This window comes from Gordonia sp. McavH-238-E, from assembly GCF_022348225.1.
Classification (GTDB): Bacteria; Actinomycetota; Actinomycetes; order Mycobacteriales; family Mycobacteriaceae; genus Gordonia; species Gordonia terrae.
Genome location: NZ_JAKRFE010000001.1, coordinates 92,117 through 108,029 on the forward strand (window position 1 = coordinate 92,117; position 15,913 = coordinate 108,029).

Here is a 15,913-nt window from a genome sequence, read left to right on the forward strand (position 1 = left end):
ATGCTGTCCAGTCCCTGGTGGTTGCTGCTGCTCCTGGTCGTGGTGCTGCTCGGCGTCGCCTACGTGTACATGCTGCGGCGCCGTAGGCAACGCGCGCTGACCTTCGCGAACCTCGACCTGCTGAAGTCGGTCGCCCCGGCCGACCGCGGCCGGTTGCGTCACCTGCCGATCGCGCTCCTGATCATCTCGCTGATCCTGCTGACGGTCGCGCTCTCCGGCCCGCAGGCGGATCGGAAGGTGCCGCGCAACAAGGCGACGGTGGTGCTGGTGATGGACGTGTCGCGATCGATGAACGCCACCGACGTGTCGCCCTCCCGGATCCGCGCGGCCCAGGAGGCGGCCAAGAAGTTCGCCGACGAGCTGACCGAGGGGATCAATCTCGGTCTGATCTCCTTCGCCGGGACCGCGGCGAGCCTGGTGTCACCGACACCCGACCACAACGCGACCAAGGTCGCCGTGGACAAACTCCGTCTCGACGACAAGACGGCAACCGGCGAGGGCATCTTCGCGGCGCTCCAGCAGATCAGCACCCTGAACGCGGTGCTCGGCGGCACCGAGGGCGCGCCGCCCGCGCGCATCGTGCTGCTCTCCGACGGCAAGGAGACCGTGCCGGACGACCCCGACGATCCGCGCGGTGCCTTCACCGCTGCCCGCAAGGCCAAGGAGGAGAAGATCCCGGTCTCCACCATCTCCTTCGGCACCCGGACGGGCACCGTCGAACTCGAGGGTGACCGGGTGCCGGTCCCGGTCGACGACGACTCGCTGCGCAAGATCGCCAACCTGTCCGGCGGCGACTTCTTCACCGCGGCCAGCCTCGACGAACTGAACAAGGTCTACGAGCAGCTCCAGGACGAGATCGGTTACGAGACCCGGCGAGGGGACAATTCGAAGCCGTGGCTGATCGCGGGTACGTTGTTTGCGCTGGTGTCGGCGTTCGCCGCGCTGGCGATCAATCGCCGGCTGCCCTGACGCGGAGGTGTCCGGGGTGTGCCGCCACGCCCCCGCGCGCCGACCGCGTGCCACCCACGCAACGAGAACGGATAGGTTGAACACCCATGACGGCAGCTAGCAACGAAGCGCAGAATCCCTCCCGCTCGGTCCTGGTCACCGGCGGCAACCGCGGAATCGGCCTGGCCGTGGCACAGCGCCTCGCGGCCGACGGTCACCGGGTCGCGGTGACCCATCGTGGTTCCGGGGCCCCGGACGGACTGTTCGGCGTGAAGTGCGATGTCACCGACTCCGAGTCGGTGGACCGCGCGTTCGCCGAGGTCGAGGAGCACCAGGGCCCCGTCGAGATCCTCGTCGCCAACGCGGGCATCACCGACAACATGCTCCTCATGCGACTGTCCGAGGACTCCTTCGAGAAGGTCGTCGACGCGAACCTCACCGGCGCATTCCGGTGCGCCAAGCGCGCCACCAAGGGGATGCAGCGCGCCAAGTGGGGACGCATGATCTTCCTCGGCTCGGTGGTCGCGATGTCCGGCATCCCCGGACAGGTGAACTACGCCGCCTCGAAGGCGGGCCTGATCGGCATGGCGCGCTCGATCGCACGTGAGATCGGGTCCCGGAACATCACCGCCAATGTCGTGGCGCCCGGATTCATCGAGACGGACATGACCGCGTCGATGGAGGACCGCTACATCGAGATGGCCAAGCAGGCCATCCCACTCGGCCGTACCGGCAAGCCCGAGGACGTTGCCGCGGCCATCAGCTTCCTCGCCTCCGACGAGGGCGGCTACATCTCCGGTGCGGTCCTGCCCGTCGACGGCGGCATGGGCATGGGGCACTGACCGTCACCCGATCACCGAGCCGCCATGCGCGGCCACACGGCACGTCAATCAACGTCGATCTCAGGAGCACATCCACGTGAGCGGAATCCTGGACGGGAAGACCGTCCTCATCACGGGCATCATCACCGATGCGTCGATCGCCTTCCACGCTGCCGCCATGGCGCAGGAGCAGGGCGCGACCGTCATCATCACCGGCATCCCCGAGCGGCTCCGGCTGATCGACCGGATCGCCAAGCGGTTGCCCAAGGAGGTGCCGCCGGCCATCGGTCTCGACGTCACCAACGAGGACGACCTCGACGCACTCGCCGGGAAGATCACCGAACTGGCACCGCAGGGCATCGACGGCGTCATGCACTCGATCGCCTTCGCGCCCCGGACGTTGATGGGCCCCGAGGCCAAGCCGTTCCTGGAGGGGCCCGGCCCCGACGCCGCGAAGGCCTTCGAGATCTCGGCCTGGAGCTACGCCTCGCTCGCCCGGGCCGTGCTGCCCGCCATGAACGAGGGCGGATCGATCGTGGGCATGGACTTCGACCCCCGCACCGCGATGCCGTACTACAACTGGATGGGCGTGGCGAAGGCTGCGCTGGAATCGGTGAACCGGTACGTGGCGCGCGAGGTCGGCAACGCCAAGAACGTCCGATCGAATCTCGTGGCCGCCGGTCCCATCAAGACCCTGGCCGCGAAGGCCATCGCCGGGACCGCGACAGACGACGCCAAGCAGCTCAACATGCTCAACGAGTACTGGGACGGTGCGTCGCCGATCGGCTGGGACGTCGATGACCCGACCGTCGTCGCCAAGTCGGTCTGCGCACTACTCAGCGACTGGCTGCCGGCCACCACCGGTTCCATCGTCTACGTCGACGGCGGCGCCAGCCACAACACCTGGTTCCCGGAGGGCATGACCACCGGCTCATGAGCTCGCCAGCACCGGGCGACACCGCGCCCTTCGATGCCGTCCTGTTCCTGTCGTTCGGCGGGCCGGACGGACCCGATGACGTGATGCCGTTCCTGGAGAACGTCACCCGTGGTCGCGGAATCCCGCGTGAGCGGCTCGAGTCGGTGGCCGAGCACTACCTCCACTTCGGTGGTGTCTCGCCGATCAACCGGCTCAACCTGGAGATGATCGACGCGCTCCGCGACGAGCTCGGCCGGCGCGGTGTCGACCTGCCGGTGTACTTCGGAAACCGCAACTGGCACCCGATGGTCGAGGACACGCTGGCCGAGATGTATCGGGCCGGACATCGCCGGATCCTCGTGTTCCCGACGTCGGCGTGGGGTGGCTACTCCGGCTGCCGGCAGTATCACGAGGACATCGACCGGGCGCTGACAGCACTGGCCGAACGCGAGCCGGGCAGCAGTCGTCCCGACGACGCGGTGGTGTTGCGCAAACTTCCGCAGTACTGGTCGCATCCGGCGTTCGTCGCGGCCGGGGCCGACGCGGTACGCCGCGCGTTCGAGACGCTCGGCCCCGGTGACGAGACCCCGCGGCTGGTGTTCACCGCCCACTCGGTACCGACCTCGGCCGACGCCGCGTCGGGGCCCGCAGCGGACGGCGGCGGCCTGTACTCGCGCCAGGTGATGGCTGCCTCACAGGCTGTCGCCGACGAACTCGGCGTCACCGACTTCGATCAGGTCTGGCAGTCGCGGTCGGGTCCGCCGCAGATCCCATGGCTCGAGCCGGACATCTGTGATCATCTGGAAAGCCTTGCTGCCCAGGGGGTCCGGCGCGTGGTGGTGTACCCCGTGGGGTTCATCTCCGACCATCTCGAGGTGATCTGGGATCTGGACAACGAGGCCGCCGAGGTCGCCGAACGGCTGGGCATCGACTATGCGCGCGCCGCCACCGTGGGTCCCGATCCGCGTTTCATCTCGATGATCGGCGACTTCGTCCAGGGCTACGCCGGGGGCGACGGCGATCTGTCCGCCATGGGGTGCGGCGACAACGGTCGTACGTGTCGAGATCGGTGTTGTGTGCCTGCGGCGCGACCGAAATCGGCGGCGAACAATTCTCGCTGATCGGCACAAATCATTCGCGTCTATAACGTTTTGATATAGGAACGTGCCGAAATGTGATCTTCGCCTCAACAGAAATGTAACCCTCTTAGCACGCGCACTCGGATCAGAGTGCGAATGTGAGAGAGGAATTGCCATGGCAGAAGGACCCATCAGGCTCGAGATCGACGTCCTCGGACCGATTCTCGAAACACTCATGTCCGGCTCCGCTGAAGGCAGCAGCGAAACCCCCACCTAAAACTGTTCAGCCGTGGTGGGCTGTGTCGTCGACTCGGCTCACCACGGCATGACCACCTTCTTCCAGGGCGTACACCACCGTGCTCACCTCAGAACGAACACTGACCGCCGCTGATCTACGGCCCGCCACCGAACTCCTGGCCCGAGCGGTCGAGGAAATTCCGCTGTATCGATGGGTATTGGGTGATCGCCTCACAGATCGCTCGCTGCGTGAATGGTTGGCCGAGATTCTGGTGCGCCCCTATCTCGGAGCCGGATATGTGATCGGTTCCTTTTTCGACGAGCACCTCGTCGGAATCCTCATCTGGCATCCTCATGACGTCGAGTTGTCATCCGACGGTGCACCGCTACTCATCCCCGAAGACTTCGTCCGGGTCGCGACCATCCCCGGACTCCGAGAGCGGCTGATCCAGTTCTTGACCAGCGAGCAGTTGCCGTTCCCGGCAACAGATGCCGTCGATGTGCGAATCGCGGCGGTCGCTCCCGAGGTCCGTGGTGGCGACGCCCTCACCGGCATGATGCGCGAAGTGGAACGGTTCTGTGTCTCGGCGGCCCGGCCGTACTACGCCTGGACCGGATCCAAGCGGCTGCGGGACTGGTTCGTCCACGAATGGGGAGCGTCGTTGTTCGCGACGGAGAGCCGGAACGGACTCGACCTGTACGGCGTCGTGTCCGAGCGCCCACCCAGACTGCGAGAAGTCCGAGCCGGTGAACACCACCGCGACTCAGTGACGCAGTAACTCCAGAATCGTCTGGTTGACCGCGGCGGCCCTCGCGGTCCGGGTCAACACCTGGAGACCGCGGAGGGTCGCGTCGCCGGAATCCCATTGTCCGGCACTGTCGCCGATCTCCACGCCGCGCGCGCCCGCGAGGTCGACGATGGCCTCCACCTGCGCCGCGGTGTCGATCAGGCGGGTCGACCGGGCGTCCAGGACGTGGGGCGGCAGGGCGACCCGATGCCGCGAGGTGAGCGCGACCAGCTGCGCGCGGAGGTCGGTCGCGTCCGTCGCCCGTCGGCCGCCGAGACCGCCGATGATCGTGGTGGCGTCCCGGACGGCCTGCCGCAGCTCGTATTCCAGGTCGCCCGCGCTGGGTCCCGCGGAGACGAGGTGTCCGAGGTCGAGTGCGGTGTTATATCGGTGGGCGTACCACGTGCAGATGATGAACGGCGGTTCGGCGACGTCAACGGCGGACGTCCTGACGGTGAAGGTCGGCACGAGGGCGAGCGTGCCGGTGCCCGTCGCGTCGTCGACGAGCAGGACCTCACCCGCGCCGAGGGCGGCCGATGTCGCCGCATGGGGCGGGAGCCCCTGTGGATCGCCCGTCGAGGGCAGACGGACAACGAGTCGCCGGGCCGGTCGTAGAAGCGCCAGGAGGTCGAGCACTCCACTCGCCGAACCCGTTGGAAGCGACTCCTGTTCGACCGTCGGTCCGGGGGCGTCCGGCCACTGCACCAGGTGCCGGTCGGCGGACTCCGCCAGCGTCTCGATCACGTCGTCGGGCGAGCAACGGCCGGTCAGCCAGGCGGCCGACCACGCGCCGAGAGCACACGTCGGCCACGCGACGGTCGAGGAGAGGAGACGGCTGCGATTCATCAAGATGCCAGGGTACCGCCGCGGCCGACGGTCGGGTCGGGCGTGGCAACCCGCTGAGCGGGGCGTCGGGGCATACGGTGTGTGCGCCGCGGCAACGCTCTCCGCCGCGGCGGCGAGAGGTCGGATCGAGAAGGTGGTGTGCGATGGATGACCGCTACGGGCGCGACGTGCTCTCTCAACCCCGCCGGGCGAAGCCGCGTCCCGCGGAGGTCGCCGCGGAGCGGGACCTGGTCGTCGAGGACGCCGCCACCGGATTCTGCGGTGCGGTCGTCGGCCTCGAGAAGAGCTACGCCGGCGACCTCGTACGGCTCGAGGACCGGCGGGGGCAGACGCGGGTCTTCCTCATGCACCCCGGTGCGTTCCTCATCGACGGCCGCCCGGTGACGCTCGTGCGTCCGCGCACCAGGGGGCCGCAGAAACCGGCCATGACGGCCTCGGGTTCGCGAGCCGCGCCGCGTGCACGCGCGCGCACCGCCCGCGCGAGCCGGATCTTCGTCGAGGGCGTGCACGACGCGACGCTTCTCGAACGCGTGTGGGGCGACGATCTCCGCGCCGAGGGTGTGGTCGTCGTCAGTCTCGACGGGCTCGACAACCTCGATGCGGCGCTCGAGGAGTTCCAACCCGCGTCTCATCGACGCGCGGGGGTCCTCGTCGACCATCTGGTCGCCGGGTCCAAAGAAGCACACCTGACCGCCGAGGTCGGGGAGCACGTCCTCGTGTGTGGGCACCCCTACATCGACGTCTGGGAGGCCGTGAAGCCCGCGTCGGTGAAGATCACTGCGTGGCCGCGGATTCCGCGGGGCACCGACTGGAAGACGGGGGTGTGCGCGGAACTCGGCTGGGGGGAGCCGCGCGACGGCTGGCGCCGGGTGCTGAGCGGCGTGAGCAGTTTCCGAGACCTCGAGGTCGATCTCCTGCGCTCGGTGGAAGAACTCATCGACTTCGTGACCGCGGCCGAAGAGCCCAGATGACCACTCCGGCCGGACGCGGACAGGGATGCGTCCGCGTCGCGAGCGCCGAAGGGGGTTCGGACATCTCTGGCAGACTGGACGCATGAGCGCCCTGCTGTGGTTGGCGGCCGCGATCGTCCTGACGGTCGCGGAGATGTTCGGGGGCGAACTGGTCCTGCTCATGCTGGCCGGTGGCGCACTCGCTGCTGCGGGCGTCGACTTCGTCTTCGAGCCACCGCTCTGGGTGGATGGCGTCGTCTTCGCACTCGTCTCGGTGTTGCTGCTCGTCGCGGTTCGTCCGATCGCCCGCAGGCACATGCTCAACCGGCCCGCGGTGCTGATGAACACCGAGGCTCTCGAGGGTCGGCCCGCGGTGGTGACCGAACAGGTCGACGCCACCGACGGTCGGGTCAAGATCGACGGCGACGTGTGGTCGGCCCGCACGATGGATCCGTCTCAGGTGCTCGAACCGGGAACCCACGTGACCGTCGTGGAGATCGACGGCGCGACCGCGGTGGTGTGGCGCGCCTGATCCGCGGCGGCAGTGCGGACACGTAGGAACGACAACGCAGGAAGGTGACCATGGAGTACGAGATCTTCGGCCTGACCGTCCTCGTCTTGCTCGTGTTGCTCGTGGTGGTGATGCTGGTCAAGTCGGTGGCCCTCATCCCGCAGGCGGAGGCGGCGGTGATCGAGCGACTGGGCCGCTACACGCGGACCGTGTCTGGGCAACTCACGCTGCTGTTGCCGTTCATCGACCGCATCCGCGCTCGCGTGGATGTCCGTGAGCGGGTGGTCTCGTTCCCGCCGCAGCCGGTCATCACGGAGGACAATCTGACCCTGTCCATCGACACGGTCGTCTACTTCCAGGTCACCAACCCGCGGGCCGCCGTGTACGAGATCGACGACTACATCGCCGGCGTCGAACAGCTGACCATCACGACCCTGCGCAACGTGGTCGGCGGGATGACACTCGAGGAGACCCTGACCTCTCGCGACTCCATCAACGGTCAGCTGCGCGGCGTCCTCGACGAGGCGACCGGCCGCTGGGGACTCCGGGTCGCACGCGTCGAGCTGAAATCGATCATGCCGCCGCCGTCGATCCAGGAGTCGATGGAGAAGCAGATGAAGGCCGACCGCGAGAAGCGGGCGACGATCCTCTCCGCCGAGGGCCAGCGCGAGTCGGCGATCAAGACCGCCGAGGGCAACAAGCAGTCGCAGATCCTCGCCGCCGAGGGTGCCAAGCAGGCCGCGATCCTCGCGGCCGAGGCCGACCGGCAGTCGCGCATCCTCCGGGCACAGGGCGAGCGGGCCGCGTCGTACCTCAACGCGCAGGGTGAGGCGAAGGCGATCGAGAAGACCTTCGCCGCGATCAAGGCGGCCAAGCCGACGCCCGAGCTCCTGGCCTACCAATATCTGCAGCAGTTGCCCGAGATGGCGAAAGGGGAGGGCAGCAAGGTGTGGGTCGTGCCCTCCGACTTCGGTTCGGCCCTACAGGGATTCGCCAAGTCGTTCGGTGTGCAGGGGGACGATGGGGTGTTCCGGTACGAGCCGACGGACTCGCCGCCCTCGCCGATCGACGACACGGAGACCGAGGACTGGTTCTCGATGGCCTCGGATCCGAAGGTCGCGCAGGCGGTCGCCGAGGCCGAGGCGGTCGCCCGTACCCCGGTCGCGCCCGAGATCACGGCGCGCGCCGGGCGCGCCTCACGACATGTACCGCCGGTCGGGACCGAGCCGGCCGAACTCACCGATGGCGGTTGGTCCGAACCCGCGGATCCGGGCACGTCCGAGCCCACGACGTAGTCGGTCGGCGCCGCGTTCAGCGGATGACGAGGTGTTCGATCCCCGCCATCCCGACGGCCCACATCACCGAGGCGAAAGTGCCCATGATGAACTGCTCGGCCGCGTGCGGCGCGCGGAGTTCGGGATAACGGGCGAGGCTCTTCACGGCGAGGATGATCGCGAGGCCCTCGGGCCATCCGGCCATGAGCGTGGTGACGACCGCGAGTCGTTCGAGATAGCCGATGACGCGGCCACCGCGCAGCGGGCCGCCGTCGGTGGCCCCGGCCGGTCCGTCGGCGTCGGGTGCCGGGTGCTCCGGGGCGTCCGGTGATTCGGCGTCGCCGCCCGGTTCGTGGTCCGGCGAGTCCGGGGCGTCGGGCCCGCGGCCTGTTCGCGCGCCGACCCCGCCGGCGACGAGAACCGTCCGGACCACGGGTCCGCCGCCGGTGACCGCCGCGAGGGCGGCGACGACCGGGACCGCCGATGCGAGGAAGCCGGTCGCGGGCCCGGCTGCGGCGGCGAGCACGGCGGCGATCGAGGCCAGCAGGAGGAGTACGACGGCTCCGATCACGTCGAGTCTGCGGACGACGGCCACCGGAGCCCGGCTGCGCCGTGTGCGCGTCGCGAGTGCCCAGATCGGCGTCGTCAGGGCGGTCAGGAGCAGCAGGACGATCGCGGCGGTGGTCATTCCGGTCCTCCGGTCGGTGCTGTCATCCGTCGGTCTGCCTCGGCGAGCGCATCGGCGACGAGGTCGAGGGAGTCGGATTCGAGATCCCAGCCCGCGGCACGCAGGCGTTGGCTCATGGCCTGCGGCGTGATGGCGAGTTCGGCGGCTGCGTCGACCTGGGTCAGGCCGCGCCGCATGAGTTCCACCGCCTCCCGCCCGGCGGAACTGCGCGCGGTGATGACGTCGGCGATGAGCCGGCCGGCCGTCTGGGCGTGGCGGCACCAGCGGGCGTCGGGGCCGCGGACGCACAGCGGTATCCGCTGCCGTTTGGCGGCCTCGACGGCGTCGCGGGCGTGGACGAAGGCGGGTCCGCGCCCGGCGCGGGTGGACGGGGGGAGGGGCTCGTCGACATCGCCGGCGCCGATGCCGACACTCCAGTGCCCGTCGGCGGTGAGTTCGACGGCCAGTCGGGCAGTGGCCACCGGGTCGGCGAGGATGCCCTGGATCTCGTCACCCGCGGTGCGTTCGAAGGCGCGGACGGTGTCGACCGCCTCGAGTGCGGCGAGGACGGGGTCCACCCGGTCGATGTCGCGCCGGCTGCCCCGTTGGTCGACGGTCACAACGAACATCACTCAAGGCTATATGCTTGATCAGGGTGAATCAAGGCATGGAGCTAGATGAATCAAGACTGATGGCTTGATCGGTGGCCATCAACGCTCGGAGCTTGTCGCCCCGGCGCGCACCACCGGCAGGCGCGAGTCCAAGACCAGGCCGGCGATGCCGATCGCGAACAAGCCGCCGGTGACCGCCAGCTGAGCCGGATGCGTGTCACCGGTCAGGGAATCGCCGAGCATCACCACGGCCGCGGTACCCGGGGCCATCCCGAGGATGCTGGCCACCGCGTACGGCACGGGACGCACCGACGACAGGGCCGAGCAGTAGTTCGCCACCGAGAACGGGCAGGCCGCGATGAAGCGCAGTGACCCGACCGCCAGCCAGCCGCGTCGCTCGAGCCGGTACTCGACGGCCCGGACCACCGGCGTCTTCAGATAGGGCTGCACGCGATCACGCCCGACCCGGCGGACCAGGGCGAACGCGGCCACCGCCGCGATCGACGAGGCGATCATCGCCCCCGCGAAGCCGACGAGCGGCCCGAAGAACACCCCGGCCATGACGGTGAACGTCGAACGCGGGATCGGCGCGATGGTGATCACCGCGTAGGCGAGGAAGAACACCCACACGAAGGCCGGGCCGAGGTCGGCGCCCCAGTCGCGCACGCTCACGATCGAGGGCAGCGGGACGAAGTAGGAACCGGCGAGGACGGCTGCGAGGAGTGCGGCGGCGAAGACCGCCCGGCGCACGGTTCGGCGATCGAATCGCCGGCGGCCGGGTACCGGGGTCCGGGCGTCGCCGGTCGCTCCCGCGTCCGCGGCATCGGCGGCATCGGTCCCGATCGGGTCGGCGACGTCCTCGCTGACAGTGGAAGGATCGGGCACCCGGACACTCTACTCTGGACCCCGCGACGGTCAGCCTGCTCGAGTGGGCCACGTCACGCCCACCTCGGCGCCGGGCCGAGCGAGCGATCGGCTAGTGTCGTCTACGCGCTCATCACAGTGCATTCACGGAGGTGTGCTTCCCCACATGCCACAGCAAACTGACCAGCCCAAACCGGACCCAGAACTCGACCAGGCCTACCAGGCGTGGTCCACGGCCGCCGCGGCCGTTCTGGCGAAGTCGCGACGTGTCGACGTCGACGAGCTGCCCGACACACCCGAGGCGCTGCTCTCGACCGACACCGCCGACGGGCTGACCATCCGACCGCTCTACACGCGGCGCGACGAACTCGCCGAACCCGGTGTTCCCGGTCGCTTCCCGTTCGTCCGCGGTGCCGATCCCGCTCGGGATGTCACCACCGGCTGGCGTGTCACCGAGCGCTTCGGCGACGACGCGGCCTCCGCGGAGGACCTCAACGAGCTCATCCTCGAGGCGATGGCCAACGGGACGAGCGGACTCTGGCTCTCGGTGAGCAGGCCCGGCGACGGGCTCGGGGTCGCCGACCTCGCGACAGCGCTGCGCGGCGTGTACCTCGATCTGGTGCCGGTGACCCTCGATGCGGGCACGGAGGGGATCGCGGCAGCCCGCGAACTGCTCAGACTGAAGGAACAGGCCCAGTCGGCTCCGGTCGCCGCCGCTCCGACGGCGGCCACCGTCCACTCGTTCGGACTGTCGCCGCTGACGGCGGCCTTCTCCGGCCGACCCACCGTCGATCCGGACGAGGCCACCGCGCTCGCGGCCTCCGGGCTGCCCGACGGGGTGCGTACGTTCCGCGTCGACGGAAGCGACTTCGCCACCGCGGGCGCCGACAACGGCCTCGAACTGGCCCTCACGGTGGCGGCCGCGGTCGCCCATCTCCGGGACCTCACCGCCGCCGGCCTCTCGGCCGAGGCAGCGCTGGGTCAGATCACCTTCGGCGTCTCGGCCGATGACGACCAGTTCGCCACGATCGCGAAATTCCGTGCGCTGCGCAAGATCTGGGCCCGAGTGGCCGAGGTGGTCGGCGCACCCGCAGCCGGCGGTGCCCTGACCCACGGCGTGACCGATCTGTCGATGTACTCCCAGCGCGACCCGTGGGTGAACATGCTCCGCAGCACCATCGCGGCGTTCGGGGCCGGTGTCGGCGGTGCCGACCAGCTCACCGTCCTGGGCTACGACGCGACCATCCCGGCGGACAAGCGCACCTCGAGCGCCTCGTTCTCACGGCGCATCGCGCGCAACACCCAGTTGCTGCTGCTCGAGGAGTCCAACGTCGGCCGTGTCCTCGATCCGGCCGGTGGCTCGTGGTTCGTCGAATCGCTGACCGACGAGATGGCCACGAATGCGTGGACGGTGTTCACCGAGGTCGAGGCCGCGGGCGGTTACCGTGTCGCGCTCGACACCGGCTGGATCACCGAGAAGGTCGACGCCTCGCTCGCACGCCGCGACACCGAGGTCGCACACCGTCGGATCTCGGTGACCGGCGTCAACGAGTTCCCGAACATCGACGAGCGCGCGCTGTCGGAGACGACGGGGGCCCCGGCTTCGGCGGTCACCGATGTCGTCACCGGAACACCGCGTCTCGCGCGGATCGGGCGCGCCTTCGAGGCGTTGCGGGATCGTTCCGACGTCGTGCTCGCCGAGCGCGGGGCCCGGCCCTCGATCCTGCTGATCCCGCTGGGCAGCGTCGCCGAACACAACGGCCGCACCACCTTCGTCGCGAACTTCCTGGGGGCCGGCGGCATCACCGTCGTGAACCCGGGCCCGTTGACCGCCGACAAGATCGGCGACGCGGTGGCCGGGGCGAGCACCCCGATCGCGGTGCTCTGTGGCACCAAGGCCCGGTACGCCGAGGAGGGGCCCGCCGCACTCGCGGCCGCTCGCGCGGCCGGACTGTCGAAGGTCCTGCTCGCCGGACCGGACAAGGAATGGCCCGAGGGAGACGATCGCCCCGACGGTTCACTGCGGGTGGGCATCGACGCGGTGAGCACCCTCGGTGACCTTCTCGACCAGCTGGCCTCGACATCCCCGACGACGGCGGGAGCTACGGCATGACCCAGACCGAACCCGATGTGACACAGTCGATCCCGAGCTTCGCCGGGATCGGGCTGACGTCGGACGACACCGGCTCGTCGATCGCAGGCGGGGGACCGTCCGGTTCCGCGGCCGCGGTCACCGACGAACTCGCCTCGGCGCATGGTTACTCGGTGGACCAGGTCACCTGGAACACCCCGGAGCAGATCGACGTCACGCCGGTCTACACCCGTGCCGAGCGCGACGCCGTGCTCGACGACGCCGAGCATCCGTACCCGCTCGACTCGGTTCCCGGTGCCGCGCCGTTCATCCGGGGCCCGTACCCGACGATGTACGTCAACCAGCCGTGGACGATCCGCCAGTACGCCGGCTTCTCGACCGCCGCCGAGTCCAACGCCTTCTACCGCCGTAACCTCGCGGCCGGCCAGAAGGGACTGTCGGTCGCCTTCGACCTCGCGACCCACCGCGGATACGACTCCGACCATCCGCGTGTCGCCGGCGACGTCGGCATGGCCGGTGTGGCGATCGACTCGATCCTCGACATGCGTCAGCTCTTCGACGGCATCGACCTCGGCAGCGTGTCGGTGTCGATGACGATGAACGGCGCCGTGCTGCCGATCCTCGCGCTCTACGTCGTGGCCGCCGAGGAACAGGGTGTGCCGCCGGAGAAGCTGGCCGGGACCATCCAGAACGACATCCTCAAAGAGTTCATGGTCCGCAACACCTACATCTATCCGCCGAAGCCGTCGATGCGGATCATCTCGAACATCTTCGAGTACACCAGCCAGAAGATGCCGAAGTTCAACTCGATCTCCATCTCCGGCTACCACATCCAGGAGGCCGGGGCGACGGCCGACCTGGAACTGGCCTACACCCTGGCCGACGGCGTCGAATACATCCGCGCGGGCCTCGAGGCCGGTCTGGACATCGACAAGTTCGCGCCGCGCCTGTCGTTCTTCTGGGGCATCGGCATGAACTTCTTCATGGAGGTCGCCAAGCTGCGGGCGGCGCGTCTCCTGTGGAGTGAGCTCGTCGCCGACTTCGAGCCGAAGAACGCGAAATCGCTGTCGCTGCGCACACATTCGCAGACCTCCGGATGGTCGCTGACCGCCCAGGACGTGTTCAACAACGTGGCCCGCACCTGCGTGGAGGCGATGGCCGCGACCCAGGGGCACACCCAGTCTCTGCACACCAACGCCCTCGACGAGGCGATCGCGCTGCCGACCGACTTCTCGGCGCGCATCGCCCGCAACACGCAGCTGCTGCTGCAGCAGGAGTCGGGGACCACGCGCCCGATCGATCCGTGGGCCGGTTCGAACTACGTCGAGTGGCTCACCCATCAGCTGGCGCAGAAGGCGCGCAAGCACATTCGTGAGGTCGAAGAGGCCGGCGGTATGACGCAGGCCATCAACGAGGGCCTGCCGAAGCTGCGTATCGAGGAAGCCGCGGCACGGACCCAGGCGCGCATCGACTCGGGCCAGCAGCCGTTGGTCGGTGTGAACAAGTACCAGGTCGCCGACGACGAGGAGATCGAGGTCCTCAAGGTCGAGAACTCCAAGGTGCGCGCCGAGCAGCTGGAGAAGCTGGATCGGCTTCGCGCCGAGCGTGACTCGGCAGCCGTCGAGGCTGCGCTGGCCGATCTGACCCGCGCCGCCGCGTCGTCGGAGGGTGGTCTGGAGAACAACCTGATGGCGCTGGCCATCGAGGCCGCGCGGCATCAGGCGACGGTCGGCGAGATCTCCGAGGCACTCGAGAAGGTCTATGGTCGCCATCAGGCGGAGATCAAGACGATCAGCGGGGTGTATCGGCATGAGGCGGGCGAGGTGAGCAACATCGATGCGGCGATCGAGGCCGTGCGCCAGTTCGCCGAGGCGGAGGGTCGTCAGCCGCGTGTCCTGGTCGCGAAGATGGGCCAGGACGGTCACGACCGCGGTCAGAAGGTGATCGCGACCGCCTTCGCCGACCTCGGCTTCGACGTCGACGTGGGCCCGCTGTTCGCCACGCCCGAGGAGGTGGCCGCCCAGGCCGCCGACAACGACGTGCACGTGGTGGGAGTGTCGTCACTGGCCGCCGGCCACCTGACGCTGGTCCCCGCCCTGCGGGAGGCGCTGAAGGAGGTCGGCCGCGAGGACATCATGGTCGTCGTCGGCGGTGTGATCCCGCCCGGTGACTTCGCGGAGCTGTACGAGGCCGGCGCCGCCGCGATCTTCCCGCCCGGATCGGTCATCGCCGACTCGGCCGTGGAGCTCATCGGCAAGCTGGCGGACACGCTCGGCCTGGAGCTGCCCGGGGCGACCGCGAACTGATGGCGGTGCAACCTCGACGTCCCGTCGACGTCGACGCGCTGGCCGACGCCGTGCTGGCGGATCGCCGTGCCGACCTGGCGCGCGCGATCACGCTCGTCGAGTCCAAGCGCGCCGACCATCGGGCGGCCGCGCAGGAACTGCTCCTGAAGCTGACCCCGCACGCGGGTAAGTCGTTCCGGGTCGGCATCACCGGTGTGCCGGGCGTCGGCAAGTCGACGACGATCGAAGCGCTCGGTATGCATCTGCTCGAGCTCGGTCACAAGGTCGCGGTGCTCGCCGTCGATCCGAGTTCGACGCGTACCCGCGGCTCGATCCTCGGCGACAAAACGCGCATGGGTCGGCTGTCGATGTCGGAGAACGCGTATATCCGGCCGTCGCCGACCTCGGGCACGCTCGGTGGCGTCGCCAAGGCCACCCGCGAGAGCATCGTGCTCGTCGAGGCGGCCGGGTTCGACGTCGTGCTGGTGGAGACCGTCGGCGTCGGCCAGTCCGAGGTGACGGTCGCCAACATGGTCGACACCTTCACGTTCCTCACCCTGGCCCGCACCGGAGATTCGTTGCAGGGCATCAAGAAGGGCGTCCTCGAGCTCGCCGATGTGGTCGTCGTGAACAAGGCCGACGGCAAACACCTCAACGAGGCCAAGGGCGCGGCCCGGGAACTCACCAACGCGCTGAAGCTCATCTACCCACACGACGCCTTGTGGATGCCGCCGGTGCTCACGATGAGCGCGATCGAGAACACCGGGGTGGACGAGTTCTGGAAGACCGTCGTGCGCCACAACGAGACCCTCACCGAGGCGGGGGAGTTCACCGCGCGCCGCAACCAGCAGCAGATCGACTGGACGTGGGCGATGGTCAACGACATCGTGCTGTCCCGGCTCGGCGACTCGTCCGCGGTGCGCGGAATCCGCGGCGAGGTCGAGCAGCAGCTGCGTGACGGGTCACTGACCCCCGCACTCGCGGCGCAACGGATCGTGGACGCGTTCGACGAACGCTGAGCTGT

15 protein-coding genes are annotated in these 15,913 nt (G+C 69.0%); 11 read left to right on the forward strand and 4 right to left on the reverse strand.

Annotated elements, in window-relative coordinates; all coding sequences use genetic code 11:
* The 5 genes from MHN80_RS00420 to MHN80_RS00440 all read left to right on the forward strand — a co-directional run bounded on the left by MHN80_RS00420 (position 1) and on the right by MHN80_RS00440 (position 4,780).
* A complete protein-coding gene (locus MHN80_RS00420) occupies positions 1–969 on the forward strand; it encodes a VWA domain-containing protein (protein WP_004019123.1) in 969 nt (322 codons plus the stop codon).
* A gap of 86 nt (positions 970–1,055) precedes the next feature.
* Positions 1,056–1,790 carry a 3-oxoacyl-ACP reductase FabG1 gene (gene fabG1, locus MHN80_RS00425; RefSeq protein WP_004019122.1) on the forward strand — a complete coding sequence of 245 codons (735 nt, stop codon included), beginning with the start codon at positions 1,056–1,058 and terminating at the stop codon, positions 1,788–1,790.
* 76 nt (positions 1,791–1,866) lie between these two features.
* A complete protein-coding gene (gene inhA / locus MHN80_RS00430) occupies positions 1,867–2,706 on the forward strand; it encodes an NADH-dependent enoyl-ACP reductase InhA (protein ID WP_004019121.1) in 840 nt (279 codons plus the stop codon).
* Positions 2,703–3,806 carry a ferrochelatase gene (locus MHN80_RS00435; RefSeq protein WP_239398647.1) on the forward strand — a complete coding sequence of 368 codons (1,104 nt, stop codon included), beginning with the start codon at positions 2,703–2,705 and terminating at the stop codon, positions 3,804–3,806. Before inhA ends, MHN80_RS00435 begins: the two co-directional genes overlap by 4 nt.
* Before the next feature lie 314 nt (positions 3,807–4,120).
* Positions 4,121–4,780, forward strand: coding sequence for a hypothetical protein (locus MHN80_RS00440; protein ID WP_239398649.1), 660 nt, complete (start codon positions 4,121–4,123; stop codon positions 4,778–4,780).
* On the opposite strand, the gene MHN80_RS00445 is transcribed toward MHN80_RS00440, so the two are convergent.
* Positions 4,766–5,635, reverse strand: a complete 870-nt coding sequence (locus tag MHN80_RS00445) for a serine/threonine protein kinase (protein WP_239399256.1) — start codon at positions 5,633–5,635, stop codon at positions 4,766–4,768. The two genes, MHN80_RS00440 and MHN80_RS00445, sit on opposite strands and share 15 nt — an antisense overlap.
* 143 nt (positions 5,636–5,778) lie before the next feature.
* Here MHN80_RS00445 and MHN80_RS00450 point away from each other — a divergent pair, with 143 nt between their 5' ends.
* The 3 genes from MHN80_RS00450 (at position 5,779) to MHN80_RS00460 (ending at position 8,391) form a co-directional block, all read left to right on the forward strand.
* On the forward strand, positions 5,779–6,606 hold the full coding sequence (locus tag MHN80_RS00450; RefSeq protein ID WP_064570799.1) for a DUF3097 domain-containing protein: 828 nt from the start codon (positions 5,779–5,781) through the stop codon (positions 6,604–6,606).
* Positions 6,607–6,688: 82 nt separating this feature from the next.
* On the forward strand, positions 6,689–7,117 hold the full coding sequence (locus MHN80_RS00455) for an NfeD family protein (protein ID WP_004019116.1): 429 nt from the start codon (positions 6,689–6,691) through the stop codon (positions 7,115–7,117).
* A gap of 50 nt (positions 7,118–7,167) precedes the next feature.
* Positions 7,168–8,391, forward strand: coding sequence for an SPFH domain-containing protein (locus tag MHN80_RS00460; protein ID WP_004019115.1), 1,224 nt, complete (start codon positions 7,168–7,170; stop codon positions 8,389–8,391).
* 16 nt (positions 8,392–8,407) lie between these two features.
* On the opposite strand, the gene MHN80_RS00465 is transcribed toward MHN80_RS00460, so the two are convergent.
* From MHN80_RS00465 to MHN80_RS00475, 3 genes are all read right to left on the reverse strand, one after another.
* A complete protein-coding gene (locus MHN80_RS00465; protein ID WP_004019114.1) occupies positions 8,408–9,058 on the reverse strand; it encodes a hypothetical protein in 651 nt (216 codons plus the stop codon).
* The gene (locus MHN80_RS00470) at positions 9,055–9,666 is read right to left on the reverse strand and encodes a hypothetical protein (RefSeq protein ID WP_101818860.1); all 612 of its coding nucleotides are present in this window, start codon (positions 9,664–9,666) and stop codon (positions 9,055–9,057) included. The genes MHN80_RS00465 and MHN80_RS00470 overlap by 4 nt, the downstream gene beginning before the upstream one ends.
* An 81-nt stretch (positions 9,667–9,747) precedes the next feature.
* Positions 9,748–10,533 (reverse strand): TVP38/TMEM64 family protein, encoded by a 786-nt coding sequence (locus MHN80_RS00475; RefSeq protein ID WP_239398651.1) that lies wholly within the window; start codon positions 10,531–10,533, stop codon positions 9,748–9,750.
* A gap of 145 nt (positions 10,534–10,678) precedes the next feature.
* Here MHN80_RS00475 and MHN80_RS00480 point away from each other — a divergent pair, with 145 nt between their 5' ends.
* From MHN80_RS00480 to meaB, 3 genes are read left to right on the forward strand one after another with little or no spacing between them, the layout of a single operon-like run.
* Positions 10,679–12,625, forward strand: coding sequence for a methylmalonyl-CoA mutase family protein (locus tag MHN80_RS00480; protein ID WP_239398653.1), 1,947 nt, complete (start codon positions 10,679–10,681; stop codon positions 12,623–12,625).
* Positions 12,622–14,910: a methylmalonyl-CoA mutase gene (scpA, locus tag MHN80_RS00485; RefSeq protein WP_239398655.1), complete on the forward strand. Its 2,289-nt coding sequence runs from the start codon at positions 12,622–12,624 to the stop codon at positions 14,908–14,910. Before MHN80_RS00480 ends, scpA begins: the two co-directional genes overlap by 4 nt.
* A complete protein-coding gene (meaB, locus tag MHN80_RS00490; RefSeq protein ID WP_004019109.1) occupies positions 14,910–15,908 on the forward strand; it encodes a methylmalonyl Co-A mutase-associated GTPase MeaB in 999 nt (332 codons plus the stop codon). Before scpA ends, meaB begins: the two co-directional genes overlap by 1 nt.
* Positions 15,909–15,913: the final 5 nt, after the last annotated feature.